This is a genomic window from Methanoregula sp., from assembly GCF_049686655.1.
Taxonomy (GTDB): Archaea; Halobacteriota; Methanomicrobia; order Methanomicrobiales; family Methanospirillaceae; genus Methanoregula.
In genome coordinates this window covers 77,561-97,583 of sequence record NZ_JBAVIG010000045.1, presented here as the reverse complement: position 1 = coordinate 97,583, position 20,023 = coordinate 77,561, and the positions used below count along the sequence as shown (strand labels likewise).

At 55.9% G+C, this 20,023-nt stretch carries 17 protein-coding genes and 1 tRNA gene; 12 read left to right on the top strand and 6 right to left on the bottom strand.

Annotation, left to right across the window (positions count from 1 at the left end):
* Positions 1-317: 317 nt before the first annotated feature.
* Positions 318-1,298 (bottom strand): amidohydrolase family protein, encoded by a 981-nt coding sequence (locus WBL42_RS05410; protein ID WP_424720246.1) that lies wholly within the window; start codon positions 1,296-1,298, stop codon positions 318-320.
* A gap of 271 nt (positions 1,299-1,569) precedes the next feature.
* Between WBL42_RS05410 and WBL42_RS05405 the strand changes: the two genes are divergently transcribed.
* From WBL42_RS05405 to WBL42_RS05390, 4 genes are all read left to right on the top strand, one after another.
* A complete protein-coding gene (locus WBL42_RS05405; RefSeq protein ID WP_424720245.1) occupies positions 1,570-2,199 on the top strand; it encodes a DUF47 domain-containing protein in 630 nt (209 codons plus the stop codon).
* 144 nt (positions 2,200-2,343) lie between these two features.
* Positions 2,344-2,973, top strand: coding sequence for a DUF47 domain-containing protein (locus WBL42_RS05400; RefSeq protein ID WP_424720244.1), 630 nt, complete (start codon positions 2,344-2,346; stop codon positions 2,971-2,973).
* 30 nt (positions 2,974-3,003) lie between these two features.
* Positions 3,004-4,035 (top strand): anion permease, encoded by a 1,032-nt coding sequence (locus WBL42_RS05395; RefSeq protein ID WP_424720243.1) that lies wholly within the window; start codon positions 3,004-3,006, stop codon positions 4,033-4,035.
* 176 nt (positions 4,036-4,211) lie between these two features.
* On the top strand, positions 4,212-5,402 hold the full coding sequence (locus WBL42_RS05390; RefSeq protein ID WP_424720242.1) for an anion permease: 1,191 nt from the start codon (positions 4,212-4,214) through the stop codon (positions 5,400-5,402).
* Positions 5,403-6,092: 690 nt separating this feature from the next.
* Here the strand turns inward: WBL42_RS05390 and WBL42_RS05385 are convergent.
* From WBL42_RS05385 to pyrH, 3 genes are all read right to left on the bottom strand, one after another.
* Positions 6,093-6,740 (bottom strand): endonuclease III domain-containing protein, encoded by a 648-nt coding sequence (locus tag WBL42_RS05385; protein WP_424720241.1) that lies wholly within the window; start codon positions 6,738-6,740, stop codon positions 6,093-6,095.
* Positions 6,741-6,747: 7 nt separating this feature from the next.
* A tRNA-Pro gene (locus WBL42_RS05380) sits at positions 6,748-6,822 on the bottom strand.
* A 72-nt stretch (positions 6,823-6,894) separates the two neighbouring features.
* Entirely contained in the window at positions 6,895-7,599 is a 705-nt protein-coding gene (pyrH, locus tag WBL42_RS05375) for a UMP kinase (RefSeq protein WP_424720240.1), read from the bottom strand.
* 43 nt (positions 7,600-7,642) lie between these two features.
* Here pyrH and WBL42_RS05370 point away from each other — a divergent pair, with 43 nt between their 5' ends.
* The 3 genes from WBL42_RS05370 to WBL42_RS05360 are packed head-to-tail and all read left to right on the top strand — an operon-like array spanning position 7,643 to position 9,350.
* A complete protein-coding gene (locus WBL42_RS05370; protein WP_424720239.1) occupies positions 7,643-7,801 on the top strand; it encodes a hypothetical protein in 159 nt (52 codons plus the stop codon).
* A gap of 33 nt (positions 7,802-7,834) precedes the next feature.
* Positions 7,835-8,848: an AmmeMemoRadiSam system radical SAM enzyme gene (amrS, locus tag WBL42_RS05365; RefSeq protein WP_424720238.1), complete on the top strand. Its 1,014-nt coding sequence runs from the start codon at positions 7,835-7,837 to the stop codon at positions 8,846-8,848.
* Entirely contained in the window at positions 8,838-9,350 is a 513-nt protein-coding gene (locus WBL42_RS05360) for a Mut7-C RNAse domain-containing protein (protein WP_424720237.1), read from the top strand. Before amrS ends, WBL42_RS05360 begins: the two co-directional genes overlap by 11 nt.
* Positions 9,351-9,369: 19 nt before the next feature.
* Here WBL42_RS05360 and WBL42_RS05355 read toward each other — a convergent pair whose 3' ends face one another.
* Both WBL42_RS05355 and WBL42_RS05350 read right to left on the bottom strand, forming a co-directional pair.
* Positions 9,370-9,771, bottom strand: coding sequence for a PIN domain-containing protein (locus WBL42_RS05355; RefSeq protein ID WP_424720236.1), 402 nt, complete (start codon positions 9,769-9,771; stop codon positions 9,370-9,372).
* On the bottom strand, positions 9,743-9,985 hold the full coding sequence (locus WBL42_RS05350) for an AbrB/MazE/SpoVT family DNA-binding domain-containing protein (RefSeq protein ID WP_424720235.1): 243 nt from the start codon (positions 9,983-9,985) through the stop codon (positions 9,743-9,745). Before WBL42_RS05350 ends, WBL42_RS05355 begins: the two co-directional genes overlap by 29 nt.
* A 321-nt stretch (positions 9,986-10,306) precedes the next feature.
* Here WBL42_RS05350 and WBL42_RS05345 point away from each other — a divergent pair, with 321 nt between their 5' ends.
* From WBL42_RS05345 to WBL42_RS05325, 5 genes are all read left to right on the top strand, one after another.
* A complete protein-coding gene (locus WBL42_RS05345) occupies positions 10,307-10,870 on the top strand; it encodes a cytochrome b561 domain-containing protein (protein WP_424720233.1) in 564 nt (187 codons plus the stop codon).
* 803 nt (positions 10,871-11,673) lie between these two features.
* Positions 11,674-13,014 carry an adenylosuccinate lyase gene (gene purB, locus WBL42_RS05340; protein ID WP_424720232.1) on the top strand — a complete coding sequence of 447 codons (1,341 nt, stop codon included), beginning with the start codon at positions 11,674-11,676 and terminating at the stop codon, positions 13,012-13,014.
* A gap of 113 nt (positions 13,015-13,127) precedes the next feature.
* Positions 13,128-14,921, top strand: a complete 1,794-nt coding sequence (locus tag WBL42_RS05335; RefSeq protein WP_424720231.1) for a PAS domain S-box protein — start codon at positions 13,128-13,130, stop codon at positions 14,919-14,921.
* Positions 14,918-15,292, top strand: a complete 375-nt coding sequence (locus WBL42_RS05330; RefSeq protein WP_424720230.1) for a response regulator — start codon at positions 14,918-14,920, stop codon at positions 15,290-15,292. The genes WBL42_RS05335 and WBL42_RS05330 overlap by 4 nt, the downstream gene beginning before the upstream one ends.
* Positions 15,293-15,388: 96 nt before the next feature.
* A complete protein-coding gene (locus WBL42_RS05325; RefSeq protein WP_424720229.1) occupies positions 15,389-19,942 on the top strand; it encodes a PAS domain S-box protein in 4,554 nt (1,517 codons plus the stop codon).
* The last annotated feature ends 81 nt before the right edge of the window (positions 19,943-20,023 follow it).

Below are 20,023 nucleotides of genomic sequence, written 5' to 3'. Positions count from 1 at the left end.
ATCATTTCCCGGTTCCCTTATATTCCTGGTCGTGCCGGCTTCCTGAATATTTCCAGAAATTGGCCGCCCCGCCAGGCATATCATTTCATGTCCCGGCCGGCTTTGCACCTGCCATCCACGGATGATCCCGGTACACTACCGCGAGATGCAGCGTCCGGGGTTTTCGTCGGCACTACCTGTCTCGTGATCCTGCCTCCATGAGAGCACCCTGTCGTGAAGGTAACGTGAACCGGGAGGCAATGGCACCGGGCCAGGCCTTCCGCACCCCGTGGTTCACGTGGTCAACGTATATTCCGGGTACCACGTGCATTCCGTTATCAGAGTCCCAGGAGGCGTTCAGCGTTTCCGTGTGCTATCTTATTCCTGTCCGCAGTGCTCACCGGGAGTTGATCCAGGAAGTCACGTGCTTCCGCCATTGAACTATAGGGATAATCAGCAGAGAACATGATCCGGTCGGCCCCGACCTGAAGATACAGGTTGAGAAAGGCCGGGGTAAAGTTGAAACCGCTGAACGTGTAGAAGACATTCTCCTGGAGGTAGTCTGCGACAGGATGATCAAGCTTCGTCACGTTCGTAGACAACCCCTTGTCGAGCCTGGGCATCATAAAGGGAAGAGCCTCCCCCAGGTGGCCGATCACGATCTGCAGATCCGGAAACTGGTCGAAAGCCCCGCTGAGGATGAGGCGGAGGACGTGGACCGCGGTCTCGATATGCCAGCCCCATCCGTGGCGGGACAACCCGGTTGTCACCTCTGGTGAAAAACCTGCATAGTACGCTTTGATCACCGGCTCCGGTGGGGGTGTCGGATGAATGCAGAGGGGAACTTTGAGCGCTTCGGCACGCTCCAGGATTGGCCAGAAGAACCGGTCATCCAGGTAACGTCCCTGTGTGTGGCCGTTGATCCATCCTCCTTTGAAGCCATGTTCATGAACCATGCGCTCCAGCTCCCCGGCAGCGATCTCGGGAGCAGCAGTGGGCAGGGTGGCGAACCCGGCGAAACGTTTCGGATAACGCCGCACCGCATCCGCGAGATAGTCGTTAGCTTCGCGAGCCAGAGTAACTGCCCCGGTTGCTTCGAGTTGCTGCACGGAGGGGTCGGTCAGCGACAATACCTGCACGTCGATACCCGCGGCATCCATTTCTGCGATTCGCTTATCGCCGAGATCGGACAAATCTCTGGCAAGATCCCCACGACCGGAGCGCCCTGCCATCCCGGCCTGTTCCCTGAGCATTCGTCCCGGGCCATCCAGGAATGCCGGGCTTGCATAGTGCTCCTCAAGGGTGATCGTCCGCATCATTCCGCGATTACCGGGCTGAGACAATTTTCCGGGGGCCTTGTTTCTCATAATCATTATTCCCGGCACCGTTCTGAAATAAATTCCCGTTGGGGACTTAACTATAAGCCTGACAAATAATTTTTTTTAACCTGCCAACCCGATCATGAGTGATTTGCCCTGGGTGGGATCACCAGAGCCTCCTGCAGAAAACCCGGTGAGTCGCCAATCCCGCACATTTCATGGTCGGACTCAACTTTTTTATACTCAGGGAATAAGGGTAACTTTGAATATCATGCGTATCCGCGACCTGATCCTGCCCGAAGACAAGGTTTTTTTCACGCTGTTCCTCGAGATGGCGGAAAAAATCGGGGAGTCCGCAACGACCCTCAACGAGATCACCCATGAACTCCCAGGAGGCACGGAGAAGGCCCACAAGGTGCGCCAGATCGAGCACCAGGGGGACGAGATCACCCGGAAGATCTTCGAACAGCTGGACGAATCGCTCATCACGCCCCTTGAACCGGAAGAGATCGCCCGCCTTGCCCCGGTCCTCGACGACGTGCTCGACCGGCTCGACTGGGTCACCCACCAGCTCTGTAACTACGAAATCCCGGAGACCAACGATGTGCTCAAGGAATACTCGTACCTGATCACGCTGGCGGGCATCGAGATCAGCCACGCGCTGAAGAGCCTTTCGGCCCTGCAAGATCCCGAGGAGGTCAGGACCCATGTGCAGGAGATCAGCCGGCTCTACAACCTCTCGACCGAATTGTTGTCACGGGCCATCCTCGATCTCTTCAAGACCAAGGACCTGCTCCTGATCATCAAGCTCAAGGATATCTACGAGGGACTGGCAAGGGTGATGGAGAAGTGCAACGACGTGGGCCATGCAGTCAGCGACATTGCCAAGGCACATTCGTGATCGGCGCTGATCATCGCCATCCTGCCTGCCGGTCGCCATCGCCCGGCCCGGGTTCTTCGGCCCGGTCCCGCCCTGAAGACCTATAGGGCTGACAATATTTCGCTATATTTTTAAGATCTACCGTCTAAACCCACTGGGTTTGTTATGGGTCTCCGTGAATTGCTGATACCGCAGGATAAGATCTTTTTTGATTTGTTCGAACAGCAGGCAGGGATTGTCAAGGAAGCTGCCTGGCAGCTCGTCGCCCTGACCGAGGATTTCACGAATGTCAAGGAGAAGCGCCATGCCATCTGGCTGCTCGAGAGCAAGGGTGACCAGGTGACCCACGCGATCTACGACCAGCTGAACCACACCTTCATTACCCCGCTCGACCCGGAGGAGATCTCCCGGCTCGCCTCAACCATGGACGACGTGCTGGATTATATCGACGGGGCAACGGAGAAGATGTTCTATTACGGGATCGGATCTACTGACTCACACATGATCGAACTCGCGAAACTGATCCACATGTCGACTGTAGAGATCGAGAGCGCGGTCAAGGGGATCCGCTCAATCAAGGATCCCCGGTATATCGATGAGCGCTGCATCGAGGTGAACCGGCTGGAGAATATCGCCGATGACGTGCTTGCCCACGCGGTGACGGATCTCTTCAAGACGGATAATGCGATCGAGATCATCAAGCTCAAGGACATCTACGAGCACCTCGAGACCGCGACGGACTACTGCGAAGACGTGGCAAACGTGCTCTCAGACATCGCGATCAGGCACTCATGACCACGGAAACAGGATTCATGAGGGCATTGCATGATTGAAGCCACATGGGAACTCATCGCTGCCATCATCGGCATCGCGCTTGTATTCGACTTTACGAACGGGTTCCATGATTCAGCCAACTCCATATCGACCGTAGTCTCGACAAAAGTCCTCTCCCCCAGGAACGCGGTGGTATTTGCCGCCTTCTTCAATTTCGCTGCCGCCTTCGGATTCGGTGTCGCCGTGGCAAACACCATCAGCACAATCGTGGAACTCAACGTTGTCTCCCTGGCGGTCGTCCCGTATATCGTGCTCGGGGCACTGGTCGGGGCGATCGCATGGAACATCATCACCTGGTTTTTTGGCCTTCCCACGTCATCTTCCCACGCCCTGATCGGGGGACTGGTCGGTGCGGGAATCTCGGCCGCCGGTTTTGCCGCGATACGATGGAACACGGTCGGGACCGTGGCGCTCTTCATGGTCCTTTCTCCGATCATCGGCCTGATCTGCGGGTTCATGTTCATGGCCGCAATCCTGTGGCTGACCCGCAGGGCCAACAAACAGTCTGCGGAAAGCCACTTCAAGCGGCTCCAGCTCTGCTCGGCAGCGGCCTACAGTTTCAGCCATGGTACAAACGATGCCCAGAAGACCATCGGCATCATCCTGCCCCTGCTCTTTGTCGTCGGGTATGCAGGTGTCGGCACCAACCCGAACCATTTCCTGGTTCCTGCCTGGGTCATCATCGCTTCCTACACAACCATTGCACTCGGCACGCTGGCCGGGGGATGGCGTATTGTCAGGACCATGGGCTACAAGATCACCAAGCTCCGGCCCGTCCAGGGTTTCGCTGCGGAAACTGCCGGTGCTGTGACCATCCTCGGAGCATCGGCCGCAGGAATCCCCGTCAGCACGACCCACGTGATCTGCTCATCGATCATGGGGGTTGGTACGACAATGGGAACCAGCACCGTGAAGTGGGGGGTGGCCCGGAGCATTGTCATTGCATGGGTCCTTACGATCCCGATCAGCGCCATCATCGGGTTTGCCGCATTTGCCGTGATCCGGGTAGTCATTGGGTATTGATCCCTCGTGGCAGCACTGCCGGTATACCCCCGATATAAGGCATTTCCGGTCACGGGGCGTTTCATCCTATCTTTTTTTATCCTCACGCGTAAAGAGGAGAACTACACAACAGCTGCTCTCCCCCACTCCCGGGCGGAGGATGTTACCGGTACGTCAGCCGGGACCCCGTGACCACCATGGAACCACTCATCCTGTTTGGAATTATCCTGGCGCTCGGTCTTGCATTCGTGAACGGACTTAACGATGCCTCGCATTCCATTGCAACCGTTGTGGCAACCCGGGCCCTCTCCCCGGCAAAAGCGGTATTCCTCACCGCGGTCTGCAACATGCTGGGCCCGTTTATCTTCACGACGGCGGTTGCGGCCACGATCGGGACGACAATTGTCACAAAGAGTGCCCTCACCCCGCCATCGATTATCGTCGGCATGGCAGCCGCAATACTCCTGATCTTCGTTGCAACCCGGATCGGGATCCCGCTCTCCAGCAGCAACGCGATGATCGGCGGCCTGATGGGGGCCGGGGTTGCAGTCGCGGGGATCGGGGCGATCATCCTGCCCGCCACAACAACGGTACTCCACGTCATAATCTATGGACTCACCGGCTGCCTTGCCGGTACCCTGATCCTTGGCGGCCTGACGTACATGCTGGGGGCAGATATCCGGCTCGGCGCACTGCTCGGGGCGATCTGCGGGGGGACCCTGATCATACCGATCCTGATGGTGGCAGGTATATTCAAACTCTCCGGCCTGCTTGTCGTCGTGATGTTCATATTTATCTCGCCGATCCTTGGCATGGTCACGGCATTCCTCTTCGATATTGTCATAACCCACCTGTTCCGCCACTCCCGTCAGAACCGGATGCGGCGTATCTTCCAGCCGCTCCATATTTTTGCCTGCCTCCTCCAGGCAGCGGCTCACGGGGGGAACGACGGCCAGAACGCCGTGGGGCTGATCACGGCGCTGCTCGTGGCATCCGGCATCCTCGCAAGCTTTGCCGTGCCGCTCTGGGTCATCCTCGCTGCCGCAATCGCCATCGGCCTCGGTACCTGTTTTGGCGGCTGGCAGGTGGTGGAGAAGATGGCACGTGGGATCACGAAGATCCGTCCGTACCAGGGGTTCTGTGCCGCCACCGCCAGCAGCGGGACGCTCGTGATGGAGACGCTGTACGGTATTCCCGTCTCTTCAACGCATGCGATCAATGGGGCGATCATCGGAGTCGGGGCAACCCGGGGAAAGGACGCGGTGCAATGGCGTGTTGTCCGGGAGATGATGACAGCATGGATTATCACCATCCCGCTGGCGTTCGTATGCGCCTTTACCGGCTACCTGGCGTTCTCCGTGGTGCTGGACATACTCAGGGCCATTTGACGATCAATCCGGGGAAAATTAAGCGCAGTTAAATGATGAGCTCCTGAGAACATTTGTGAAGCTCCCGCGCATCAGGGCCTCTGCGAGGAGTCAATCGTCGCTTCAGCGAGGATTGACCGGAGAGGAATACGTAAGGATTCTTCGACGTGCTGAATCTCATGAGAGATGAGGCACGGAGGGGCAGGGAGGTTTTTTAAAATTGCTTCCGGTCAATTTACCCGCCGCGGGGGCGCCCCGACCTGGCAGCGGCGTCCATCGTAACCGGGAGTATAAGGGTTTTGACCCGCCACAATCCTGAAGAGTGCGATTTTCATGGGAAGTTCTCATATTAAAAATCTTTATCAGTATTTGAACCCGTGGGAATGGCATTACCTCACCGGAGAACCCGATAGATCTTGCCCTGCCAGTAACCCCTCAGAGAATAGTACTGTTTGTGATAATTTCTGCTCTGTAGAAATCATTTTTTTTCGAAGAGACGATGCCCCCCTCTTGCGCCACCAGTCCCCCGCGGGGGACGGGGCGCAGTGCGATGACCTGAGTCAAATGGCAGGGTAATACATCGTCATCGCAACTGGGGGATGCCATAGCGGCGGGGGCGAAGCCCCCAAGAGCGTCAGCGATTATGAGGTTTTCTACAGAGCAATAATCTCACTAAACAGAAAATTTAACGATTAAGGAACGGGACAACGGTTATTTCTTCAGGTCCCGGAAATACCGGCAGTATTCCGTGATCACGCACTGGTCACAGAGCGGCTTCTTCGCATCGCAGGTGGACCGGCCATGGGCAATGAAGACATCGGTGAGATCGCCCCACGCGTCCTGCGGGTAGAGAGCCATGAGATCGCGCTCGATCACCGCCACATTGTCGGTGTCCGAGAACCCGATCCGCTGTGCCAGCCTGCGGACATGGGTATCGACCGCGATCCCCGCGTTCCGCCCGTGGGCATGGTACATCACGATGTTCGCGGTCTTGCGCCCCACGCCCGGGATCGTCAGGAGTTCGTCCATCGTTTCCGGGACGTTGCCTCCAAAACCCGAGAGGAGTACCTGCGATGCCGCGATGATGTTCTTCGCCTTCGCATGATAGTAGCCAAGGCTGTGGATGATCGGTTCAACGTCGTCCACCTTCGCCTTCGCCAGTTTTGCGGGAGTCGGGTACTTCGAGAAGAGCGGTTTTTTTACCTTGAAGACGGCCTTATCGGTCGTCTGGGCGGAGAGGATCGTGAGGATGAGCACTTCGAATGGCGATCCCCGGGCAACAGTCTCAGGGGCTTCGCGGGCGTCCGGATACCGTTTTAGCAGAAGTGAATAAATCCGGGCTGCATCCTGGTTCTTCATGGTCCGATGGGGTAGGGCGGATTCGAACCGCCGTCAAAGCGTCCCAAACGCTCTAGGATGGACCAGGCTACCCTACTACCCCGCGCCATCATAGTTGCGCCGGCAAGATAAAAATACGTAATGGTATGCCGGGAAATGCCAGGCTGCAGACGCTTCAGAGCGGCAGCGGGTTCTTCTTCCCTTCCGAAACAACAGTGCCCCGGTACTTCCCCTTGAGGATCGCGTCCGAGAGGTTTTTCGGATCTCTCCCGTCAAGCACAACAAGCGGGATCCCGCTCCGCTCGACAACGCGGGCGGCAACGATATCGAGCACCGTGTTGGACCCGGCGCCGAGGCCTGAGCCCCCTACGACCTCCAGCAGTTTTTTGGGTGTCATCTCGTCAAACCGGGTTGCTTCCGGGTCCTTCCGCGGGTCGGCAGTATAAATTCCGTCGACCGAGGTCGCGTTGATGAAGACCGAAGCCCCGACCCGTTCTGCAAGGACTGCCGCCACGGCATCGGTTGTCTGGCCCGGCGTAATGCCGCCCATCACCACGATCTTGCCGGTCTCGGCAAACTTCTTTGCCTCTGCATGGCTCTCCGCCACTTTCGGGTACGCGTATTCGCCGAGCGCCGCGATCAGCATCGTTGCGTTGAGCCGGGTGATCAGGATCCCGACTTCATCGGAAGTGCCCTCGTCAATCCCGAGCTCGCGGGTGATATTGATGTACCTTCGGGCCTCACCGCCGCCCCCAACGACGACAAAGAGCCGGTGCTTCTTTGCGATCTTCCTGAGGACGGGGACGTATTCTTTTATGGTATGGTTTTCAAGGGACGGGATCAGGATCGAACCGCCCAGTGAGATTACAACCTTCTTCATTGCACTAGTTTTTGTACCGGGTGCTCATATAGAGTTGCTGACCATGTTCTACTGTCCGGTCTGCAAGAGTGCTGATATCTTCCCGGTAGCGGGGGGATACATGGGTCAGGTCTATGCCTGCAAGAAGTGCAAATACCGTGGGTCATTCGTGCTCGAGATAGATGAGGCGGATGCAGCCCCGGAGGCAGATGAACGGCAGTAACACGAATGGCACCATCCCAGGGAGGCAAGGTTTTTGCACGAGGCTCGCCAGTACACAAAGACGGAGAACGAGGCCGTCACCTGTTCCCTCTGCAACCACCGCTGTATCATCAAAGAGGGGAAGCACGGGATCTGCGGGGTCCGGATCAACGAAAAGGGCATCCTCTACGCAGGGACGTACGGGAAGATCAGTGCCGAAGCTGTTGACCCGATAGAGAAGAAGCCCCTCTTCCACTACCTGCCCGGCACAACATCGTATTCGCTCGGGAGCGTAGGCTGCAACTTCCACTGCCAGCACTGCCAGAACTGGCATATCTCGCGGACGATCCTGAACGACGCGATGCTCCGCGATCTCTCCCCGGAAGAGGGCGTGACCCGGGCCCTTGCCGGCGGGAGCCGGAGCATCTCGTGGACATACAACGAGCCCACGATCTGGCATGAGTACACTCTCGGAATGGGCACGCTTGCCCGGAAAAAGGGGCTCGGTACCATTTACGTCACGAACGGGTACATCACGGAGGAAGCCCTGCGGGAACTCGCTCCCATGCTCGGGGCGTACCGGGTGGACCTCAAAGCGTTCACGGACGATTTCTACAAGAAGATCTGCGGGGCACGGCTCCAGCCGGTACTCGACTCCGCGACACTTGCCCGGGAACTGGGCATGCATGTCGAGACCGTAACGCTCGTCATCCCCGGGCTCAACGACAGCATGGAGGAGCAGGAGCAGCTGATTCGCTGGGTGATCGAACATCTCGGGCCGGAGACGCCAATGCACTTCTCCGCGTTCCACCCGGACTACAAGATGACAGACCGTGGCGGGACACCCGTGGCAACGCTCGAAAAGATCTACCGGAAGGCAAAGGAACTCGGGCTCCGGTTCCCGTACCTCGGTAATGTGTATCACCACGAGTACGAGAACACGTACTGCCCTGCCTGCAACGCGGTCCTGATCGAACGGCAGGGGTTTGCCAGCCGGTTCCGGGAACTGGACGGGACGCAGTGCCGGAACTGCGGCGAGCAGATCGAGATCGTGAGAGATGTTACCTAAGCCCCTCCATTCAACACCTCCCTGTCCCGAGACCCGGTTCATTGCAGATCGGATGCTCGGCACCCTGACCCGCTACCTCCGGTTCATGGGCTATGACACAACGAGTGCAAACGGGCTTGCAGAAGGGAACCGCAAGGAGGATACGCTCCTCCTCATGCTGGCCGTGCAGGAGCACCGCGTCCTCCTGACCCGGGACGCCGAGCTGGCCCGGCGCGGGAGAGAATATGCCGTGCTCATTGTTCCGGATGAAGTGATGGACCAGGTGCAGCAGCTGATCGATATCGGGCTCGTTGAACGGCGGCTGGCGATGAGCCGGTGCTCTCTCTGCAACGCGCTCCTCCGGGAAGCACGGGAAGAGGAGATTGCCGGCACGGATTATGCCCCCCGAGAACGGGCCGGTTTTGTCTTCTGCTGGTGTGAGCACTGCAAAAAACTCTACTGGAACGGGTCGCACGGCAGGAATATCGGGGAGCGGATCGGCCGGGCGCTCCGGGGACGATAGCCGGGTACAGGCGAAAAGATCACGGATACCCGGTTGTTTCTACACCCATGCGGGAAAAATGAACATCATTCGTGACAACCGAAGCATCAACAGATCTGGCTGATGCGGCGATAATGGCATCCGCAACGGAAATCCCGGGAAGCTTTACGGTACCGGCATCCACGGCAACCTCCGCAGTCAGCGGGATAAGGTTCATTTTTGATTGCTGGATCTGGAGTACCCGGAGTCTGGCCAAAGCCGGGTCGGCTTTTCTGGTATAGATGTACGCAAGTTCAGTCAGGGTGATCGTTGCAACAAATCCTTCTGCATCCCCGTCCTGGATCTGGTCCATAAAATGTTTGATGGTCTCCGATCCTTTCTCGTGGTTGAAAAATGCCAGGAAAGCGTGGGTATCAAAGAGCAGCTTTCTTGTCGAGCTCATGGTCCCACTCCTCCCGTATTTCGCGGAGAGTTATGCCTGTGTTCTTCAGCTTGTCAACACCCCAGAGTTCTGGAAGGTTGACGAGTGGCCTGAGGCAGATGGCATCGTCTTCCTCCATAATCACCAGCGAGTCACCTTCTTTGAGGGAGAATTTTTTCCGGACTTTTGAGGGGATAACGATCTGGCCTTTTGAGGACAGGGTAACAATGTCCATGGTATGAAATTAATTAGATTGTAAGTCAATAAAGATTATGGCTTACCATTAAGGCAGAATTAAAAATGTAAGATATATGCGACAGCCGTACCCGAGCCGTACCCGTGTACCGCATTATAAGGAAAGATCTCCTCCCGGTGAGCGGATGAGTAAACAATTCTGATAGACAGGCTCCTGAAAATTCAACTCATGATCAGGAACGGTTGTATTTACCAAACAGATGGTGAAACATGCGTTTTTCCAAAAGGATAAATATCGGTATATTGTATAGTGCACTCCTGAGGCCGGGTCACTGATGAACACGGCCCTACCGGGAAACGTATGAATTTACTTCCAGACAACCGCCTGACACACGCAGTGGGAAGAGGAATTTTCTTCGGGATACTCGTTGCCATAGTTTTTACCATCGTCTGCGCTCCTGCCCTCGCCCTTCCCGCCCCGGTACCAGGTGGAGGGCCCGGACATTTTGACCAGGGTATACCGGTATACTGGCCGTATCATGCGATCCTCATGTCAATGGGATTTATCCTCCTCGTTGCCGGTCTTATCGTCGCGAGGTACCACAAAACCGGGAACTGGTACAAATCACATGTAATCCTTCAGGCAACCGGAGCTGCCTGTATAATCATCGGACTGTTCATCGGTATATACATGGTCGCACTTTCAGGCTTTCCACACCTTCGCAATATCCACGAGATCCTTGGCGTGACCCTCGGCGCCCTGGTAGTTATTACGCTTCTTATCGGCTGGTCCATCAGACGCGTAAACACCGCAAAAACCGGCATCCGTACGGGCCATCGCTGGCTGGGAAAGATCGTTATCGGCCTTATGATCATCAATATCCTCTTGGGTCTCCTCTTCCTGTCCATAATCCTGAAACGGTAGATCCCCGGGGTTTCTGGAAAAAATTCAGATTTATTTTCGGAACAAGCCGGAATTTTTATTTTGAAAATAAAAATCATTCGGCGTTGTGAGGCTCCCCCGCCTCAGGGCCTCTCCGAGGCACGGCGGGGTAATGAGATTTCAATTGCGCTGCTGGTCGTTGATCCGCTGCCGTGGGCGCCCCGCGGGGGGGCGGCGGGGGCATCGCAAATTTTTGAAAACGTAAAAAAAGTTTAAGGTTTATGATTCAAGAATGTCCATCGCTATGATAGAAACTTGAACATTCTCGGTCGGAATTAGGACAATCTAGGGAGAGGTTTCACGAATATTATAACTAAATTTGAAATTGAGTATAAATTATGGTTGACTATTTAATATCGGATTATTCTGTTGCATTTATCATCATATATATTCTTTTTACTGCAATGTGTTGTATTGGGGTTTTTATTAACAAAAAAACCCAAATTAAATCTACAAAAAGGGTCTTTAATTTGTGGAATTATTTTGGCTATTTGGGCCTACATTTCAAAATTACTAAATTTTTATTCAGATGAATTAATTTACGGAGTTTTGGGAATTGCGATTGCATTTTTAATTTTAGCATATAGTATAAAAGATACAAATTACATGAAAAATAGACTAGACTCGATCGAAAAAAATGCTGCGGAGATGAATGAAGAAATAAATTTCAGGCATCGGTAATTACAATTTTATAAGATCAAAGTGTGAGAACATAAGAAATCCTGTATCCTATAACTGCCATTTTTCCCTCACCCCTTATATCCCTGCAAAACCCATTTCTACCCATGGCAGTCCACCCCATCGAGGAGCGCTATGGCACAAAAGAGATGCGTGCCATCTGGAGCGAGACGAACCGGTTCTCCGCAATAGTCAGCGCTGAAGTCGCGCTGGCAAAAGCCGAAGCCCATCATGGCATGATCCCGGCAGCAGCAGCGATCGAGATCGATACGAATGCACACAATGCCTCGCTCGACCGGGCAAAGGCGATCGAGCTCGAGATCAGTCACGACATGATGGCGATCGTGAAAGCGATCTCGGAAGTCTGCGGGGAGTCGGGCCGGTGGGTCCATTACGGTGCGACCAGCAACGATATCCTCGACACAGCAACCGGACTCCAGCTCGGCCAGACGCTCGATCTGATCGACACAAAACTCCGGAAACTGCTCGCTGTGCTCCTGAAGCGATCCGAGGAGACCAGGCACCTCGTCTGCATAGGCAGGACCCACGGGCAGCAGGGCGTCCCGACTACTTACGGGCTCCGGTTCGCGATATGGGCAAGCGAAGTTGCACGGCATATCGAGCGCCTCGAACAGATGCGCCCCCGGGTTGTAGTGGGGCAGATGACCGGAGCGGTCGGGACACAGGCAGCGCTCGGGCCGATGGCGATGGAAGTGCAGGTCACGATGATGGCAAACCTTGGTATCAATGCGGTGGACGTGTCGAACCAGGTGATCTCACGGGACCGGTACGCGGAGTACTTCATGTTCTGCGCCGGCGTAGCGACAACCCTCGATAAGATCGGCATCGAAGTCCGCTCACTCCAGCGGACCGAGATCGGCGAAGTCGAGGAGGCGTTCGGGGCAAAACAGGTGGGCTCCTCCACCATGCCCCACAAGCGGAACCCGATCAAGAGCGAACAGATCTGCGGGCTTGCCCGGATCATCCGTTCGGCTGTAGAACCCTCGCTCCAGAACAACACGCTCTGGGACGAGCGGGACCTGACCAACTCCTCCTGCGAAAGGGTGCTCTTTCCCGAGGCTTCCATCCTCACCGACCACTGCCTCCGGCTGATGGCCGTGGTCATTGAAGGGCTCGTCATCAACCCGGCCGCAATCCGGCGGAACCTTGCCTTCCTCCACGGGATCAACATGGCCGAAGCCGTCATGATCGAGCTGACAAAGAAGGGCATGAACCGGCAGGACTCCCACGAGCGGATCCGGATGGCGAGCATGCAGGCCCTTGCCGAAGGCCGGCCGCTTGCCGAGATCCTTGGCACCGATCCCGAGGTGGTGCGGTACTGTTCCAAAGCCGACATCGCCGCTCTTCTCTCGCCGGATGCTTACATCGGAACATCAGTTAAACAGGTCGACCACCTGATCGCAAAACTCTCGCCGCTCTGTGTTTAAACGGCCCGGTCTCCTTTTTCTGCCTCAGGATAGGGGCAGATTCTTACAATAACGACGCCACGCATAAAAGATACTATATTTATAAACTTATACAGTAAACATCGAGGGTATCAATGGATCGGTTCGTCAGGTTTAAGGGGCATTCGGTCTCGCACACGGATATCGTGCGTATTGTTGTCATCCTCTCGCTCACGTTCTCCTGCATATTCATCACCTCGATCTCTCTCTCCCGGCATGTTGAGACCATCTATGCCCAGCTCTTTTACTTCCCGATCCTGTACGCCACCTACTTCTTCCCGAAACGCGGCTTATACCTCGCCGGGTTCTGTGCCATTGTCTATGAAGTCCTCGCGTATATCTACGTCTTCCCGGATACGGGCGGCCTGATCTTCACTACCGGCCAGGCTATCCTCTTTGTCTGTATTGCGGCTGTTGTCGCCTATTTCACCGAGAAGATCAACCGGAGTGAGGCCCGGTACCGCAGTATCTTCGAGACTTCGCTGCTGGGGATCATACTCTTTGACCAGAATAGTTTTGCGATCCGCATGACCAACTCGCACCTCGCGCAGATGCTCGGGTTTTCTGAAGAGGAAGTGGGGAAGATGACCTTCTCGCAGCTCTTCTCTGCAAAAGACGAGCAGCGGAGGTTCTTTGAATTCCTGGGTTCGAGCGAGGACGTAGTCAACTTCGAGACCATCTTTGTGGCAAAGGACAGGCGCCCGGTCTGGGTGAACCTGTCCTGGAGCAGGATCGATGACAACCTGGTCTCCTGTTCGGTCATCGACATCGACCAGCGCAAACAGGCCGAGCAGGCGGCCGAGGAGAACTACACGCAATATAAGCAGGTCACGGAGAATGCGCCGACCTGTATCATCATCCTGGCACACAACCGTATCGTATATGCAAACCCGACATTCCGGGCCTTCACCGGGTACGAACCCGGTGAGCTTATGGGAAACGATCTCCGGCCGATCATCCACCCCGAAGACCGTGAACGGCTCCCCTCTTTCCCCGACGCTCCCGATTCCCGACAGCCCCTGCCCGGTATGACGGAACTCCGGTTCCTGACAAAATCCGGCGATACACGACTCGGGACCCTCTTCTTCACCTGGATTCTCCAGAAAGGCAGCCATGCGGTGCTGATCAACCTCGTGGATATCACCGAACACGAGAAGCTCAAGGAGACGATCCAGCAGGACAACGAGCGGCGGCGGGGTATCATCAGCACAGTCGCCCACGAGCTCCGGACCCCCCTGCAGCCTATCATGGGATACCTGAACCTGCTCACGCAGGACCCCCAGACGTACGGGGTTACTGACGAGACACGGGCGATCCTTGACCGGTGTGCCAAGAGCGTGGACCGTGAACGGCAGATCATCAACCAGATGCTGGAACTCTCGGTCCTGGACTCGGGGAAGATCCCGCTGAAGTCTTCCCTCTTCACGGTCCAGGATCTGCTTAAAACGATCATCGATACCGGGGGCTATGCAACCAAGGCAGATATTACCATGGATGTCCCGCCCGGCCTCCGCTTCGATGCAGATGAGAACAAGATCTCGATTGTAATCGATTCGATGCTCTCGAACGCGGTGAATTACTCCAAGCCCCCGCGAAAGATCCGGATCGCTTATCTCTCTAATGCACAGGAAAAAATGCACCGTCTGGCCATCCAGGACAACGGAGTCGGCATCACCAACTCCCAGCTCGATGAGATCTTTGAACCCTTCCAGCTCCCCGACTCAGGGAACGTGAGCAGGAAATATGATCGCATCGGGCTCTCGCTCTCGATTGCAAAGAAATATATCCAGATGCACGGGGGTTTCATCAGTGTGGATTCCGTAGTGAATATCGGCAGTACGTTTACGATCCATATACCAAAACAGCGGCAGCAGGAAGAGATAAAATGAAACAGAGGATTTTTGTGGTGGAGGATGACGAGCCCATCCTTGACCTGATGGATATTGTGCTCAGGAAACTCGGGCATGAACCGGTTCTTGTCGCAAACGGGCTTCTGGCACTGGAGATGATACAACGGGAGCCACCGGCCCTCATTCTCCTCGATATCATGATGACGCCAATCGATGGGTGGGAGTTCCTCGCGAAACTCCGGGGAGAATACGGGAGGACTGAGATCCCTGTGATCATCTTCTCTGCATCCCCGGCAGTGGAAGAGCGGATGGCACAGATCCATGATCCCCTGCTCGGCGTCCTCTATAAGCCGGTCTCGTTCTCCGAGCTCCGCGAAGGGATAGAACGTTACCTCGGGAAGAACCAATAAACGACCGGTTCCATTCCCTGCCGCACTCATAACTAGCCTTATCTATAAAAAACGAGAGATTAGGTATCAGGCAGACTGGCACACCCGGGGAATTCCATGATCACGATCCTCTACGTGGATGACGAGACGACTCTTCTTGAAGTCACCAAACTCTACATGGAACGGACCGGGGAGTTCACGGTCGAAACCTGTACCTCAGCACAGGCCGCCATAGAAAAACTGGACGCGCACTTTTACGACGCTGTAGTATCCGATTACCAGATGCCGGAGATGGACGGTCTTGAATTTCTCAAGTATCTCCGCCCCCGCTATACTACGCTGCCATTCATTCTCTTTACAGGCAAGGGGCGCGAGGAAGTAGCAATCGATGCGCTCAATTCCGGCGCGGATTTTTATCTCCAGAAAGGGGGCGAGCCCAGAAGCCAGTTCGCTCAACTCCAGAACAAGATCCGTCAGGCAGTCAAGCGGCGGCAGGCAGAGGCAGCACTCCAGGAATCCGAGGAGAAATACCGGGACCTCGTGGAGAACATCAACGACATCCTCTATATCGTGGACATCGATGGGAAGATCAGCTACATCAGCCCCATGGTCAGCCAGTTCGGGTTTACACCTGATGCGGTGATCGGAAAACCCCTGATGGATTTTGTCGTCCCTGACGATTCGGACCGTGTCCGGCAAAGGTTTGTGGAGATCAGGCAGGGCATCATAAGACCCTATGAATTCCGGATCCTGGATGCCACCGGGAAGCTGCGCTGGATCCGCAGCTCCAGCCGCCCGGTTTTCGACGGGGAGCAGTTCCTCGGCCTGCAGGGCATCCTTACAGACATCACCGGGCAGATGGAGATGCAGGACGCACTCCGGATCAGCGAAGAGCATTACCGGGGAATATTCAACAATGCACCGATCGGTATTTTCCATTCAACCATGGACGGGATGATCATCGACATAAACCCGGTCTGCTCACGTATGTTCGGGTACGACTCGCCGGAAGAGATGATCGGCATCATTAACCGGGCCGGTGGTGCCGTGCACCTCTATGCCGATCCCTCCAGACGACAGGATCCTGTCAGGAAGGTCAGTGAATCGCATGACTGGAACGTCTCTGAAAATATTTACCTGAAAAAAGACGGCAGCACACTGGTCGGCCTCCTCTCCTTCAGGTCCTTCGTGAACCCTGATTCCGGCAACGAAGAGCTGGAGGGTTTCGTCCTCGATATTTCTGACAACAGGAACGCGGAGGCCCGGATCCGTGCAGTCGAACGGCGGTACCATAACGTCTTCAATGCGGCCGGTGACGCGATGCTTGTGCTGGACCACGACACCGGGGCAATCCTCGATGCAAACCCGGCGGCGATCCGTATGTACGGCTATACCCGCGAAGAACTGAAGGCCCGGCGGCACACGGACCTGTTTGCAGGACAGGACACAACGGGAGTCCCGGAGAACTGCAAGGTTTCATTCGATCCGCTGGTATATTACCGGAAGAAAGACGGTACGGTCTTTCCTGCCGAGACCACGGCAAGTCAGTACCCCCAGACGAAGCGCACGATCTGCATCGTGAGCATCCGTGATATCACTGACAGGAAAAAAGCCGAAGAACGGATGATCGCCGCCAAGCGGCTCTACGCGGTCCTCTCGCAGATCAACCAGTCGATCGTCCGGGTACGGGACCTGGAAACACTCCTCGCGGACATTTGCCGGATTTCCGTGGAATACGGGAAGTTCACGATGGTGTGGGTAGGGCTCCTCGACCACGAGACACGGACTATCCGCCCGGTGGCACACGATGGGTTCGAAGACGGGTATCTTTCGGCAATCCATATCACGACAGCAGATGATGGAACGGAATCAGGCCCGACCAGTCGTGCAATCCTGCTTGGGACGTATGATATCTGCAACGATATCGGCACCGATCCCCGGATGATGCCCTGGCGCAACGAAGCACTGGCGAGAGGATACCGCTCTTCCGCTGCGTTCCCCATCCGCCTCCACGGCGCGGTCGTCGGAGCAATCAGCATCTATGCAGGGGAAACCGGTTTCTTCAACGAAACCGAGATACAACTGCTCGATGAAATTGCAATGGACGTCTCCTTCGCTCTCGATCAGCTCGATGAGCAGGCCCGGCGTACGCGTGCGGAGAAGGCGCTTGCCGGCAGTGAGGAGCGGGCGAAATTCCTGGCAGGGGTGCTGGAGATATCCTCGCAGCCGTTCGGCGTCGGTTACCCGGATGGCAGGTTCGGTATCGTCAACCCGGCCCTCTGCGAGCTCCTCGGATATTCGGATGCCGAACTGCGTTCTCTGACGTGGACCGGGATCACGCCTCCCGAGTACCATGAACAGGAAGTCGAATCACTCCGTGGCCTCTCACAGACCGGGCTTCCCCTGCGCTACGAGAAAGAGTACATCCGGAAAGACGGGACACGCGTCCCTGTCGAGATGTTTGTCCACCGGGCCGTGGATTCCGGGGGCAACCTCCAGTACTTCTATGCATTTATTACGGACATCTCCGGGCGCCGGAAGGCAGAAGAGGCGCTGAGATCGGAATGCAGCAAGGCCCAGCAGTACCTGGACATTGCCGGGGTTATGCTGGCGGTGATAGACCGGGCAGGGAAGGTCACCCTGATCAACAGGAAGGGCTGTGAGATCCTCGGATATGCTGAGGACGAGATCCTCGGCAGTAACTGGGTCGATGAATTTGTGCCGGAAGAATCCCGCGATGAAGTCAGGAAGGTACTTGAGCAGATCACGACCGGCAGGATCTCTTCGCCGGGATACCGTGAGAGTGTGGTGCTGACAAAGGCAAAGGAAAAACGTATTATCGCGTTCCAGAATACCATCGTTACCGGCCCTGAAGGCACCGACGGCATCCTGTTCTCCGGCCAGGATATTACGGTACAGAAAAAGATGGAGGATGCCCTCCGTGAAAGCGAGGAACGGTTCAGGAACCTGATCCAGAATGCTTCCGATATGATCCGCATCATCGACCGCGGCGGGCGCATCACGTACAGTTCCCCTTCCACCCTGCGTATAACCGGTTTTGATCCCTCAGGAATAATTGGCAAAGACCCGCTCGATTACGTGCATCCTGACGACCGGGAGCTCGTGAAGGAGGCACTCGCGGGGGTTGTGAACGGGACAAACACCGGGATCCCGACAGAGTACAGGATCCGGCATGCGGACGGGCACTTTGTTGATGTGGAGGCTGTCGCCACCAACCTGCTGGATGTCCCGGGGATCGATGGGATCGTCACGACCACCCGGTCGGTCACCGAACGCAGAAAAGTGGAGGAGGCCCTGCGGGAGAGCGAGGGGCGGTACCGGGGTATCTTCGAGGCTTCGGCGGACGCAATATTCGTTATCGGCAATGTGATCCTGGACTGCAACCCGGAGGCAGAGCAGCTGCTGGGATACCGCCGCGATGAGATTCTCGGGCACATCCCGGCAGACTTCTCACCGGAGACGCAGCCCGACGGCCTGCAGTCCCGGGATGAGGCGACCGGACATATCGACGCGGCATTTGCCGGCAGGGCACAGGTCTTTCCCTGGGTACACCGGAGAAAAGACGGGGCCCTGGTCGATACGGAGGTCTCATTACGGGCTGTGCCGTCCGGAGGAAAACGCAGGATCATCGCGATTGTCCGCGACATGACCGGCCTGAACCGGGTGGAACGGCAGGTGCGCAGGCTGGCCTCGTTCCCGGACCTGAATCCCGACCCGGTCATTGAGATCGACCTCCAGAAGGAGATCACGTATGAAAATCCTGCCACGAACAGCGCCCTCCGCCTGCTCGGTATGCCAGAGGATCCCGCTGCATTCCTCCCCGTGGATACCGAGGGGATAATCGAGGCGATCCGCCAGGGAAATTACGGTAGATTCTACCGGGAAGTAGCCGTAGGGGGCGGGCTGTTTGGCGAGACCATCGCCTATTCCCCGGAGTTCTCCGCGATCCGTATCTATGCGCACGATATCACGAACCGGGTACTGATCACCAGTGCACTTGAGCAGGCGAACCGTAAACTCAACCTCCTCTCCAGTATCACGCGGCATGATATCAAGAACAAACTGACCGGGGTGCTCGGATACCTGGAGCTCTCCCTTGGGTCGACAGAGGATCCGGCACTGCTGGATTTTTTGCACAGGGCCGAGGCCTCAGCGAATGCGATCCGGCACCAGATCGAGTTTACCAAGGAGTACGAGAACCTGGGGGTCAGATCTCCTGCGTGGCATGAACTCTCTCCTATAATCGAAGAGGTAAAAAAGCAGATTGAGACAGGTGAGATCACGATCGTTGACGAGACCGGGGGTTTCAGTATCTACGCAGATCCGATGATCACAAAAGTGATCTACAATCTCATCGACAACACTACCCGGCACGGACAGACCGTAAGCTGGATACGGTTCTCCACAAGGATGTCAGCAGAAGGGGGTGTCCTCATCTACGAAGATAACGGAGTCGGGATCCCTGCCGAAAATAAGGAGTCGATATTCAACCGCATGACACGGACCAATGCCGGGATCGGGCTCTTCCTTGTACGGGAGATCCTGGGAATTACCGGTATCGCGATCACGGAAACCGGGGAACCGGGACATGGTGCAAGGTTTGAAATTTCCATTCCAAATGGAAAATTTTATCTGAAACCAACAGAATGAACTTTTTTAAAAATCGCAAGTGTTAAATATAAAAAAATGAAACTGATAGAGTAACACACCGGTGTCAGACGGCGCCAGTGC